The organism is Streptomyces yunnanensis (assembly GCF_029011865.1).
In the GTDB taxonomy this organism is placed as follows: domain Bacteria; phylum Actinomycetota; class Actinomycetes; order Streptomycetales; family Streptomycetaceae; genus Streptomyces; species Streptomyces yunnanensis.
Window position 1 is genome coordinate 555,089 of sequence record NZ_CP095749.1, and the last position, 12,114, is coordinate 567,202.

Genomic DNA, 12,114 nt, shown 5'->3' on the forward strand with positions numbered 1-12,114 from the left:
ACATCGTGCCCGAAGTACGCGCTCCCCGCCGGCGCCGTCGCCTCGCCTTCCTCTCCGCCGCCGTCGCCGGCCCCACGCTGGTCGTCGGCACGGTGCTGGCGCCTCCGGCGCACGCCGCCCCGGCGGACGACATCCGCATCAACGAGGTGGTGACCACCGGCAGCGTCAACGACTCGATCGAGCTGTACAACAAGGGCACCGCCGCCGTCAACGTCTCCGGCTGGACCTCAGCGGCCTGTACCAGGAGAAGGGCGTGATGTGGGGCGCGCAGAACTCCGGCAAGCTCTGGCGGCTGGTCCCGGACGGTTCCGGCGGTTGGAAGCCGGACACCGCGAACGGGTGGACGGCCGGCAAGTCGCTCCGCTTCCCCGGCGGTTCCGGCACCCCGGACAGTGAGGGCGTCACCCTCACCGGCGCCGGCTCCCCGGGCGGCGTGTTCGTCGCCAGCGAGCGCAACGGCGACGCGTCCGGGACCAGTCGCCTGTCCGTCCTCAGGTACGACGTCAGCGGTACCGGCACCTCCCTGGCGGCCACCAGGGAGTGGAACCTGACCTCCGACCTGCCGTCGGTGGGTTCCAACCTCGGCTTCGAGGGCATCACCTGGATCCCCGACACCTACCTGACCGCATCGGGCTTCAAGGACGGGTCGACCGGCTCGGCCTACGACCCGAACCGGTACGGCGGCCACACCGGTGGGGTCTTCTTCGTCGGCGTCGAGGGCACCGGCAAGGTCTACGGGTACGTCCTGCAGGACTCCGGCGCCTACACCCGCGTCGCGTCCATCGACAGCGGCATGGCCGGCGTGATGGAACTGCAGTGGGAGCCGCAGGCTTCGCGTCTGTGGGTGGTCTGCGACGACACCTGCGACGGCCAGCACCGGACCCTGAAGGTCAACGCCTCCGGCGCCTTCGCCACCACGGCCGTCTACAACCGGCCGAGCGGCATGCCCAACCTCAACAACGAGGGGTTCTCCGTGTCCGGCGCCGACGCCTGCGTCAGCGGCTCCAAGCCGGTGTACTGGGCCGACGACAGCAACGACGGCGGCCACGCACTGCGCAGGGGCAGCATCACCTGCTGACACCAACGGCCGGACCGCGGCCCGGCCGTGGCGGTGCCGTCGCCGCCGCGGCCGAGTTGGCGGGGTCTCGGGGCCCGCAGCCGAACCCCGAGCCCCTTGCCGACGCCGATGTCGATACCGACACCGACACCGATCCGCTGTCGGTCAGTGGAACTGTCCGACCTCGTAGTCGCCGGCCGGCTGCTGGTTGATGATGTTCAGCCGGTTCACCGCGTTCATGAAGGACACCAGGATCACCAGGGCGGCGAGCTGCTCCTCGTCGTAGTGCTTGGCGGCCAGCTCCCACACCTCGTCGCTCACCCCCTTGCCGGCATCCGCGACCCGGGTCCCTTCCTCCGCCAGTGCCAGCGCGGCCCGCTCGGCGTCGGTGAAGACCGTGGCCTCCCGCCACGCCACCACCAGGTTCAGCCGCACCGCGGACTCACCGGCAGCGGCGGCCTCCTTGGTGTGCATGTCGATGCAGGCGGCGCAGCCGTTGATCTGGCTGACGCGCAGCGCCACCAGCTCCTGCGTCGAGGCCGGCAGCGGCGAGTCCTTCAGCGTCTTGCCCGCCGCCATGAAGTGCTTGAATGCCTTTCCGGCGGTCGGGTCGGCGAAGTAGTTCAGTCGTGCGTTCATGGTTGCTCCTCGTGGTCGTCAATGGCTACACCCTGGAGACGAGATGGCTCGACGCCCTGTGACATGGACGGCCGGAGGAGCCCCGCCGCCTGCCTCAGTCGCCGGGTGCGGCCACCAGTTTCCGTATCGTCATCGGCTCGGCGAGGACCCGTTCCAGGACCTGGCGGACGTGGTGGAAGTGGGCGGTGGTGAAGTGCGCGTCGAGGGCCTGTGCATCGGCCCACTCCTCGACGACCACCATGCGGGCGGGTTCGTTGGGGTCGGCGTAGGGGTGATAGGCCAGGCAGCCGGGCTCCTCCACGGACGGTTCGATCATGGCTTCCAGTGCGGTGCGGAGCCGGTCCTCGTACCCGGGGGCGGCCAGGCATTCGGCGATGACGGTCAGGGACATGGTGTCGTGGATCCTCCTGTGTGCGGGAACGTTGGCTGTCAGGGCCGGGCCCGTGCCGGCGCCCGTCCCGGTGAAGGCCGCGGCGGTCTCCGCCCGGTCGGCCGGCATCGGCCGGACCGAGCCGGTACCGGTCCGGCCGTCCCGTGACGGACCGAGGACCTCCGGCGGCGCACACCAACTGTGACCGCCCGGCGGCGGCTTCCCCAGTGGCAGCCGGTGCCTGGGCACGGCATGACCAGGCTGAGCACGCGACACCGGGCACCGAAGAGGCGATACTTTCGGCATGGCATTGGAACGACGTGCAGAACTGGGTGAGTTCCTCCGCTCCCGCCGGGCCCGCCTGCGGCCGGAGGAGCTGGGGTTGCCGGCATACGGGGGACGCCGCAGGGTTCCGGGCCTGCGACGGGAAGAGCTGGCGCAGTTGGCCGGAGTCAGCGTCGACCACTACGTGCGGCTGGAGCAGGGTCGTACCCTGCACTTCTCGGAAGCGGTACTGGACGCCGTCGCCCGGGCCCTGCGCCTGGACGCCGTGGAGCGCGCGCACCTCTACCGCCTGGCCCGCCCTTGGCCGGAGACGGGAGCCTTCGACAGCGAAGGCGAGCAGGACCAACGTCAGCAGGTGCGGCCGGGGTTGCGTCGGCTGTTGGACTCCACGCCCGACGTCCCGGCGTACATCGTCGGCCGGAACACCGACGTCCTGGCCTGGAACCGGCTCGCCGCGGCGCTGATCACCGACTTCGGAGCGCTGCCGCCCGGGCAGCGCAATCTGGCCCGGCTGGTGTTCCTGGACGAGGGCATGCGCAACCTCTACGCCGACTGGCACGGCAAGGCCGGCGATGTGGCGGCCTACCTCCGCCTGGACGCAGGACGCCACCCGGACGACCCGCACACCGCCGAGCTGCTGGACGAACTCGCCGCGGGCAGCCCGGAGTTCCGTACGGCATGGGCGGAGCACCGGCTCAAGGACAAGACGCACGGCCGGTACGTCTACCGTCATCCGGTCGTGGGCGAGCTGGACCTGGGTTTCGAGACGCTGCGGCTGCCCGACGATCCGGACCAGGCACTCATCGCCCACACCGTCGACGAGGGAACCCCGTCGGAGACGGCACTGCGGCTGCTGGCCAACTGGGCGCGCGAAACCCTGCCGGTGGGCGCCGAACGCTGAGGCCGGCTGCTCTCCCTCGAACTCCTCGTATGCGCCCTCGGCCACGACCGCGCGGAGTTCACCCGGTGCTCCCTTTCCGGTAGACGCCACAAACACCGCTAATGATCATTCCGTCCGCTCGGCGGCGCTGGGAGATATACGAGAGCGAAGGAATGCGCGAAATTGCCGCACCTGACTACCGCACGCCCCTGGCGACTTCCCGGACCCGGGCCCAGACATGGGCATGAGCATGAGCATGAACGTCGGCATGGACGTCGACATGGACATGGGCATAGGCGCAGGCCCAGTCCCCTTACTCTCCGGGAGAATTGCGGTTCCGGGTAAGGAATCCCGGCTGTAATGCGCAGCCTTGCGACTTCTCTCAGTCGCTGTGGGGATTACGGGTACAGTTCACGTTATGTCTGTCCCTTCCGCCTCCCTGGCCCCCGCCACCACCGGACGAATAGCCGACCCGGCACCCGTCGGTGCGCACAGGTGGCCGGCCTGGCTGGTTCCGGGCCTGCCGGCCTCGCTGGCCCTCGCGCTGGGCCTGTGGGGGCTGCACCGGCAGGGGGCGGTATGGCGGGACGAGGCCGCGACATGGGAGGTTGCCCAACGGTCCGCATCCGAGATCTGGCACCTGATCGGGAACATGGACGTCGTCCATACCCTCTACTACCTGCTGGTGCACGCCCTCTTCGAGGGCTTCGGAGCGAACCTGACGGCCTTGCGACTGCCGTCGGTGTTGGGTGGCGTGGTCGCCGCGGCGGTCATCGCGGCGACGGGACGCAGGCTCGCCGGCCCCCTGGGGGGCGTCGCGGCCGGTCTGGCACTGGCCCTGCTGCCGGTGATGCAGCGGTACACGCAGGAAGGGCGCTCCTTCGCGCTGGTGGCCGCGGGGGTGGCGGTCGGGACATGGCTGCTGACGGGTGTGCTGGGTCCGGCCGGGCCGACCGGTACCTCCGCCCGGCGCGACGAGCACCGGAACCGGACCGCGGGGCTCTGGCGCTGGTGCGCCTACGCGACGGTCATGCTCGCCACCGCGCTGCTCAACTGGCTCTCGCTCTTCGCCCTGGCAGCCCACGGCATCACCGTCCTGCTCACCAGACACGAGGGCCAACGCCGCTTGTTGACACGGTGGTTGGTGACTGCGGTGATCGTGGTGGCCGGGACACTGCCGCTCATCGTCGCCAGCAGCCGCCAGACACGGTTGGTGGCCTGGATCCAGCCTCCCTCGGCCGCCAGTCTGCTGGGGGTGACGGCCATGTTGATCGTCGCTCTGGCGTGCACCCGGGTGCCGACGACACCGGACCGGCAACGCACCCGTCTGTCACCGGCCTCGGTGGGACTGCCGCTGCTCGCCGTCCCGCACCTCGGCCTGCTCCTGGCCTCCTGGCTCGTCAAGCCGCTCTACGTCGACCGCTATGTGCTCTACGCCTCCCTCGGGTTGTCGCTCCTCGTCGGCCCCGCCCTTGCCTGGTCCGCGCGGACGGTCGCCGCGCGCATCCGGACCCGCCACCACCGCGGACGGCCCCGCGCCGAGGCCCTGCTCGGCGCAGTGGTGGCAGTCGCCTTCCTCGCGCTGCTCCCCCTGGAGTTGAGCCTGCGCACCCCCCTGAGCCGGACCGACGATGTGCGGGCGGCGACGCGCGAGGTCGCCGCGCTGGCCCGCCCGGGCGACGGCATCGTCTTCCTTCCCGCCCAGCGGCGCGACATGGCGCTCGTCGATCCCCCGCCGTTCGGCGGCCTCGCCGACCTCGCGCTGGCCAAGTCCCCCACCGCCTCGGGGACCCTCTACGGTGTCGAGGTCGATCCCACGGAGATCCAGGCTGCCATGCTGAGCCGCAAACGCCTCGTCGTCGTCAGCGACAGCGGCTCCTCCCCCCAGGCCGAAACGCCCCAGGACCTGGCCAAACTCTCCACCCTCGCCCATCACTTCACGCTCACGTCGTCCGACGACGCCGGCGGGCGCCGGGTGGCTACGTACGAACGGAACGAGCGGCCCCGGTGACCCGCACGTCCCCGGGGCCGCGTCGCTCCGCTCAGTTGCCGTAGTCGTTCTGCTCGGCGAACCTCCCCGCCAGGGCCGTGAGCAGCTCGGGCGCGTCGTCGCGCGGCAGCACGGCCTCGATCAGTACCAGCCGGTCCGGGGTGTCGGTGGCCAGGCGGAACGCGTCCGTCAGTTCCGCGGGGGTCGTCACGCGCCGGGTGACGCAGCGGTCGCCGGCGCCGAACGCGGCCGGTAGCGCGGTGTAGTCCCAGGCTGCGATGTCGTTGTACGGCGCGGTGGCACCGTGGATGGCGCGCTCGACGGTGTAGCCGTCGTTGTTGATGACGACGATCACGGGCGACAGGCCGTAGCGGGCCAGTGTGCCCAGTTCCTGGGCGGTCAGTTGCAGGGAGCCGTCGCCGATGACGAGCACCGACCGCCGGTCGGGGGCGGCGAGTTGGGTGCCGAGGGTGGCCGGGAGGGTGTAGCCGATCGAGCCCCACATCGGCTGCCCGACGAAGCGCGCGTCGCGCGGCAGCGGAAGTTCCTGGGCACCGAAGAACGCGGTGCCCTGCTCGGCGACGAGCACGCCGGCCGGCGGGAGGAAGGCGCCCACGGCCGCCCAGAGCGCGTCCTGGGTGAGCGGGCCGTCCACCGCACCGCGGTCCGGCCCGGCCACCGGTGCCGCGGTGGGCGCCGGCAACGTGCCGTGGCCCGCGGGCTCGGGCAGCCGCACTTCCCGGACCAGTGCGGTCAGCGTCGCGAGGGCATCGGTCATCGTCACGCCCGCGAACTCCGCGCCACGGACGGTGGCCCGCCCCGGGCGCAGTTCGATGGTGCGGCCGGCGGGGAAGTGGTGGGTGAACCCGCCGGTCACGGTGTCGGTGACGGGCGCACCGGTCAGGATGAGGCAGTCGGCGTCCTCCACCGCCATCCGCGCCGACTTGGCGCTGAACTCCCCGGTGTAGACGCCCGCGAAGCCCGGTACGCCCTCGTCCACCAGGCCCTTCCCGGTGGAGTACACGGCGGCGCGCACCGGGGCGGCGGCGAGCAGTTCGGCGAGTTGGGCGCGCAGCCCGTGCCGGTCCGCCTCGTGGCCCGCGAGCACCGTCACGGTCCGGGCCCCGGCCAGCATGCGGGCGGCGGCGTCGCGGAAGGCGCCCAGCAGTGCGGGATCGGTCGGGGCGTCGGCGGCGGCCAGTGGCGCGGCGGGTTCGGGGACGCGGGCCAGTACGACGTCGGTGGGGAGGTTGAGGTGGACCGGCTTGCGGTGTCGGCGCAGGGCGTTGAGCACCCGGTCGATCTCGGCCGGTGCGTTCTGGGCGGTCAGGGTGGTCCGGGCCACGGTGACTTCCGCGAACATCCGGCCGAAGTGGTCGTACTCGCCGTCCATGAGGGTGTGGTGCACGGGCGTGCCGGCCGTCGCCACCGCCGTCGCGGGCATCCCCGTGATCGCGAGGACGGGGACGGACTCGGCATAGGAGCCCGCTATCGCGTTGACGGCGGAGAGTTCGCCGACGCCGAAGGTGGTCACCACCGCGGCGGCGCCGCGCAGCCGGCCGTAGCCGTCGGCCGCGTATCCGGCGTCGAGTTCGTTGCAGGTGCCCACCCACTCCAGTCCGGGGCAGGCGACCACCTGGTCGAGGAAGCCGAGGTTGTAGTCGCCCGGCACGCCGAAGACGTGCTCGATGTCCATCTCGCGCAGACGGCGAAGGAGGTATGCGCCGACAGTGATCTCCGACATCGCGGTCACCGGCCTTTCTTGCGTTGCACGTTCAGCACTGCGCCCGAGTGCCGATCGGCACCGACGACAGCGCACCAAAATAGGTCAAGGTACTTGACCTTAATACCGAGCGTACGTGGACCCGGGGTAATATGTCAACATGCTTGACCCTTCTCGCCCGGACGCCTTCGACCGCGACTTCACGCTCTTCTACTTCGCCTACCGCGCCTTCACCGGCGCCGCCGACGACGCCCTCGCCGAACACGGCATGGGCCGCGCCCACCACCGCATCCTCACGTTCCTCGCCTACTCCCCCGGCATGAGCGTCGGCGAGCTCTGCGACACCCTCGACCTCACCAAGCAGGCCATCAACGCCCCGCTGCGCCGACTGATCGACGAGGACCTGGTCCGCGTCGCCCCCGGCGCCAAGGACCGCCGCCGCAAGGAACTCCACCTCACCGACCGCGGCGCCGCCCTCGAACGCACCCTGCACGCCCGGCAGCGCGCCCTCTTCCACACCGCGCTGCAGCAGGCCGGCTCGACCGCCGCCGAGGGCTGGCGCGCCGTCCTCGCCCCGCTCGCCGGGGCGGACTGGTCGGCCTTCACCGCGGCCGTCGCGGACCGCGAACGAACAACCGGGGACGACGAAGAGCACCACACCCGGTCGACCTGAGCCCCGCCGACACCTCCCACGACCGCACCGTTCCCCCACGGCGCGGCCCGGGCCCCTGGGGCCTAGCGGCGGCGGCCGGTGACCGTGAAGGCCACCGAGTAGGTCAACGTCTCCTCGCTGTCCAGGTGCGCCAGGAACGCGGCGACCGCCTCCTCCCCCGCCGCGGGCGAGCCGAGGGCGCGTGCGATGAGCGGCCGGGCGATATCGAGCTTGAGCTCCCACTGGCCGCGCTGGACCGGGTCGATCCGCCCGGCGATCAGGTGGTACGGATCGACCCGCACGTCCAGGTCGGTCAGCCCGGCCCGGCGGGCGAGCCCGTACAGACGGCGGCCGGTGTGCGGGTCGAAGCCGGCCGCCGCGAGCGCGTTCGTGACCGGGTCGAGCAGGGCGCGCAGCTCGGGACCTACGGGGTCGTGCCAGACGAGCTGGCCGTCGAGGTCGAAGAGCACGACCGTGCCGCCCGGCCGGGAGACGCGGGCCATCTCGCCGACGGCCACCTCCCGTTCGGCGACGTACTGGAGCATCAGCCGCGAGTACACGACGTCGAAGGAACCGTCCGCCAGGGGCAGCGCACGGGCGTCGCCGGAGCGCCTCTCCAGGCGGGTGCCGGCCGGCCCGCCCGCCGCGAGCCGTTCGGGATTGCCGTCGAAGGCGACCACCTCCGCTGCCGGTCGGGCCCGGAGCACGGCCTCGGCGATGTGACCGGGGCCGGCGCCCACGTCGAGCACACGCGCCCCGGGGGTACTTGGCAGCACCGGATCCAGATAGGTGCGCACCCACGCGTCGGCGTCGACCTTGGCCACCAGCCGGCCGGCCTCGCGCCGGTCCTCCATCAGATACGGGACGGTCATGCGTTGCTCCTCGGGTAGACGCCCCGGCCGCGCAGCCGCTGGGCGTACAGCTCGTCGATGTGCCGGTAGAGATCGGGGTACGCCTCCGCGAGCCACAGGGCCCGCGTGTACGGGCGTACGGGTTCGGCCCCGGCCAGGATCAGGTGGTCGGCCGGGGTGGCGGTGGTGAGCGGGACGGCGGCGGGCTCGAAGTCCGCGTAGGCATGGCGGGCCGCCGCCAGCAGGGCGTCCGTCGCCCGCCGGGTCTCGGTCGCGTCGAGGCCGGGCGCGATGAGCACGTCGCAACGATTCTCCAGGAAGGAGAAGTTGAAGCCGAGCGGCCCCCGATAGGCGAGCGCCGCCGCCCGTACCGCTCCGGAGGCGTCGTACAGGACCCAGATCCGTCGGTGGCGGCGCAGCCCGACGAGGCGGTAGAGCCGGTCCACGTCGGCGAGGCGCAGGTCGTCGCGGTCCAGCCCCTCGGCCCGTGCGTAGACCGCGCCCCGGCAGCGGCGGGCCAGCTCCGCCAGCTCGGGGCAGGCACCGCCGTCCAGTTCGGCGACGGAGCCGGCCGAACCGTCGGGGCGGAGCGCACGGGCCAGCGCTAGCGGGACCATCACGTAGTCGCCGGGAGCGACCAGGGAGTGCTCGGGACCGAGGCTTCGCCCGATGGTGCCGAACGCGAGGGCGGCGAAGCGGTTGGAGGGGCTGAACCAGTTCTGCGCGGCGACGTCCCGCCGCTCGGCCATCCGGACCGCCTGCGCCGCCAGCATCACCGCCCGCCCGCCGGCGAGGGTGCCCGAACTGACCAGGTGCTGGGTCTGCCAGCCCGCATGCGTGGAACGCCAGGAGGTGAGCGAGGCCCAGCCGCCGCCGGGCTCCTCGTGGCTCGCGACCCAGTGGAGCAGCTCACCGGCCCGGCGGGCGCGCTGCCAGTTCTCCAGGATGAGCGGCCAGTAGGGGGCGAGCCTGGCCCGTTTGGCCGGGTAGAGAAAGCGGGAGCGCTCGTACCGGTCGAAGAGTTCGGCCGGTGGTAACGCATTCACCTCGCACCCGAAGTCGGACCACGTGCCGGAGGCGACCCGGTCCACGACTGCGGCGACGGTCATGGGACGTGACCTGTCCTTTCGTGGAGTTGCTGAGATCAACAGAGACTCCAACGGCCGACATCGGCAAAGGTGACGGCCATCCGGGTGACGCACCCCGAACACCAGATCGCCCGACGCCGACGCCGTCGCCCTCCTCCTCGCCCTCCTCCTCGTCTTCGTCCTCGTCCGCCGGGACCGCCCACGTTGGCGATCTCCGTCACGTACCGCTCGGGTCCGCGGATGGGTCAACGTCGCGTCGGCAGGCGGGAGGTGGGACGGACAGCGCACGCAGGAACACCTGCCGCATCATCTCCGAGGTGTCGTATGCGGTGGTTGCGACGAGGTCCTCATCGCTGTCGTCGGCTGTGGGGTCGGGGTTCAATTCCGCTGCCTCTCGCACCGTGTGGGGTTCGTTCGTCTCTCCCGATGAGTGGGGGGTGGGTCGCGGCGGTCGCGTCCTGGCTCGTCTTGGTTTGTCCGAGCTTGTCCGGTGGCGTGGGCACGGGGCAGCAGTGCGGCCGGCAGGAGGCCGAGCGCCGCGCAGCCGGCCAGGACCAGCAGGGCGAGGCCCATCCCCGGGGCGGGAGTTGCGCCGGGGACAGCGGGCCCCCCGGCGGACAGGCCGGTCACGCTGGCGGCGACGGCGATGCCGAGGGTCGGGCCGATGTTCATGGCGGTCTGTTTGAGGCCGCCGACGACCCCGGCGTATCCGGCCGGCGCGTCACCGACGACGGTCCCGGTGGCGGTGACCATCACGGTGGCGAACCCCGCACCGACCACGGCGAACGTCGCGCCCATGGCCACCCACGTGCTGGTCGGGTCGTCGAACCGGGACAGCCCGGCGATGCCGAGGGTAAGGAGAGCCGTTCCGACGATCGCGACGCGGCGCGGGCCGTACCGACGCAGTGCCCTGCTGGCGACGGGTGCGCCGAGGACCATCAGTACGGTCAGCGGAAGGACGCGCAGGCCGCTGGCGAGCGGATCGAGGCGCAGTACGTCCTGGAGGTGGAACGTGGCGGTGAACAGCGCGCCGAACAGGCCGGCAGAGGTGACCAGCAAGAGCGCCATCGACGCCGTCACCGGCACGGACCGCGCCACGGCATGCGGCACGACGGGGTGCGCGATGCGGCGTTCGTGCCAGGCGAGCAGCGCCGCGAGACCCGCGACGACAAGGAGTCCGAGCAGCGTCGGCGCCCCGGTCCATCCGTGCGCCGGCACACCGGCCAGGGTGTGGACCAGGGCGACCAGCACGGTCGCCAGCAGGGCCGCGCCGGCGACGTCGAGCCGCTGAGAAGGTGCCGGCCGGGGTGCCGGCGGTCGGACGACGAGGGTGAGTGCGGCGATCAGGACCGCGATGGGGGCGTTGATCCAGAACACGGCACGCCAGCCCAGATGCGCGACGAGGACGCCCCCGAGGACCGGACCGGCTCCCGAGGCCACCGCGATGGCGCTCGTGCGGAGGGCGACCGGTGTGCCGAGCCGGTCCGCCGGATAGGTCAGCCGCAACAGCGCGAGCGTCGCCGGCTGGAGCAGCGCGCCGAACACGCCCTGTGCGGCGCGCAGTCCGATCACCCAGCCGATCGACGGAGCGAGCGCGATACCGGCCGAGACGGCCCCGAATCCGAGTACGCCGGCGAACAGCAGCCGCGCATGACCGTACCGGTCTCCCAGGCGCCCGGCGATGACGAGAAGCGAGGCCACCGCGAGCAGATAGCCGGTGCTCGTCCACTGGACCTGCGCCATGCTCGCGCCGAGATCATGCTGCAGGCCGGGTTGCGCCACCAGCAGCACCGTGCCGTCCAGCGCGACGAGCATCGCGCCGGCCATGCTGGCCAGGAGCGCGACGTGTCGCCGCGGGGGCGCGGTCAAGAGCTCACCGGGCCCAGGTGAGTGTCCAGCACCGCCGCGACGAACTGATCGAGTCGGTCGACGCGCGGTGCATCGTCGGGGAGTTGGGCATCGAGCACGAGCGGCAGACTGCCCCACGCCCACAGTTGGGCGATGCCGTGCAGGTTCGACCACAGGGCGGCGGCCGTGACCGCCGCCTCTGTCATCGTCCCGTCGGGACCGCCGGGTTGGTGCGCGGTCCCCTGCTCCGCCCGGCATCGGGCGACGAGGGCGACCATGTGCTCGAAAAGCGGCAGGGTCGACTCCCGCAGCCGCGGCTGGTCCGACCCGTGCTGTTCGCTGTCGAGCAGCTCGTGACGGAACATCAGCTCGAACATGCCTCGGCACTCCAGCGCGTATCCGACGTACGCCCGTGCAACCGCCTGTAGTTGATCCCGCGCCGTCGTGGCGTCGGCGAGGGCGGTCGCGAACCGGGCGCCGAGGTCCGCGAAGCCGCGTCGGGCGATCGCGGAGAGCAGGGCGTGGTGCGTGGGGAAGTACCGCCGCGGCGCCCCGTGGGACACCCCTGCCCGGCGGGCGATCTCACGAAGTCCCAACGACGCGGATCCCTCGCTCAGAACGAGGTCCACCCCCACATCGACCAACCGCTCCCGAAGTGAGCTCTCACTATGCATAGACACTGTCTACCAGGGCGAGTAGACAGTGTCTACTCGCCCCTCGCCACCCCCTGC

At 71.9% G+C, this 12,114-nt stretch carries 10 protein-coding genes and 1 pseudogene; 4 read left to right on the top strand and 7 right to left on the bottom strand.

Translation table 11 applies throughout. The annotated features are described in order from the left end of the window. Positions 1-5 precede the first annotated feature (5 nt). Positions 6-1,078: pseudogene (locus MOV08_RS02495) on the top strand (SdiA-regulated/phytase-like domain-containing protein). A 144-nt stretch (positions 1,079-1,222) separates the two neighbouring features. On the opposite strand, the gene MOV08_RS02500 reads toward MOV08_RS02495, so the two are convergent. Together MOV08_RS02500 and MOV08_RS02505 are read right to left on the bottom strand one after the other, a co-directional pair. Next, on the bottom strand, positions 1,223-1,696 hold the full coding sequence (locus tag MOV08_RS02500; RefSeq protein ID WP_275305979.1) for a carboxymuconolactone decarboxylase family protein: 474 nt from the start codon (positions 1,694-1,696) through the stop codon (positions 1,223-1,225). A 94-nt stretch (positions 1,697-1,790) separates the two neighbouring features. Continuing rightward, positions 1,791-2,087, bottom strand: a complete 297-nt coding sequence (locus MOV08_RS02505; RefSeq protein ID WP_039639986.1) for a putative quinol monooxygenase — start codon at positions 2,085-2,087, stop codon at positions 1,791-1,793. 283 nt (positions 2,088-2,370) lie between these two features. Here MOV08_RS02505 and MOV08_RS02510 point away from each other — a divergent pair, with 283 nt between their 5' ends. Together MOV08_RS02510 and MOV08_RS02515 are read left to right on the top strand one after the other, a co-directional pair. Beyond that, positions 2,371-3,252 (top strand): helix-turn-helix transcriptional regulator, encoded by an 882-nt coding sequence (locus MOV08_RS02510; RefSeq protein ID WP_275305980.1) that lies wholly within the window; start codon positions 2,371-2,373, stop codon positions 3,250-3,252. Positions 3,253-3,649: 397 nt separating this feature from the next. Beyond that, the gene (locus MOV08_RS02515; RefSeq protein WP_275305981.1) at positions 3,650-5,242 is read left to right on the top strand and encodes a glycosyltransferase family 39 protein; all 1,593 of its coding nucleotides are present in this window, start codon (positions 3,650-3,652) and stop codon (positions 5,240-5,242) included. A 31-nt stretch (positions 5,243-5,273) separates the two neighbouring features. Here MOV08_RS02515 and MOV08_RS02520 read toward each other — a convergent pair whose 3' ends face one another. Further along, positions 5,274-6,965 (bottom strand): alpha-keto acid decarboxylase family protein, encoded by a 1,692-nt coding sequence (locus MOV08_RS02520; protein ID WP_275305982.1) that lies wholly within the window; start codon positions 6,963-6,965, stop codon positions 5,274-5,276. 139 nt (positions 6,966-7,104) lie between these two features. Here MOV08_RS02520 and MOV08_RS02525 point away from each other — a divergent pair, with 139 nt between their 5' ends. Continuing rightward, on the top strand, positions 7,105-7,617 hold the full coding sequence (locus MOV08_RS02525; protein WP_063777413.1) for a MarR family winged helix-turn-helix transcriptional regulator: 513 nt from the start codon (positions 7,105-7,107) through the stop codon (positions 7,615-7,617). A 62-nt stretch (positions 7,618-7,679) separates the two neighbouring features. Here the strand turns inward: MOV08_RS02525 and MOV08_RS02530 are convergent, their stop codons facing one another. The 4 genes from MOV08_RS02530 to MOV08_RS02545 form a co-directional block, all read right to left on the bottom strand. Next, the gene (locus tag MOV08_RS02530) at positions 7,680-8,468 is read right to left on the bottom strand and encodes a methyltransferase domain-containing protein (protein WP_275305983.1); all 789 of its coding nucleotides are present in this window, start codon (positions 8,466-8,468) and stop codon (positions 7,680-7,682) included. Beyond that, positions 8,465-9,556, bottom strand: a complete 1,092-nt coding sequence (locus MOV08_RS02535) for a hypothetical protein (RefSeq protein WP_275305985.1) — start codon at positions 9,554-9,556, stop codon at positions 8,465-8,467. Before MOV08_RS02535 ends, MOV08_RS02530 begins: the two co-directional genes overlap by 4 nt. 357 nt (positions 9,557-9,913) lie before the next feature. Then, positions 9,914-11,404, bottom strand: coding sequence for an MFS transporter (locus tag MOV08_RS02540; protein ID WP_275305987.1), 1,491 nt, complete (start codon positions 11,402-11,404; stop codon positions 9,914-9,916). Further along, on the bottom strand, positions 11,401-12,057 hold the full coding sequence (locus tag MOV08_RS02545) for a TetR/AcrR family transcriptional regulator (RefSeq protein WP_039629138.1): 657 nt from the start codon (positions 12,055-12,057) through the stop codon (positions 11,401-11,403). The genes MOV08_RS02540 and MOV08_RS02545 overlap by 4 nt, the downstream gene beginning before the upstream one ends. Positions 12,058-12,114 lie beyond the last annotated feature (57 nt).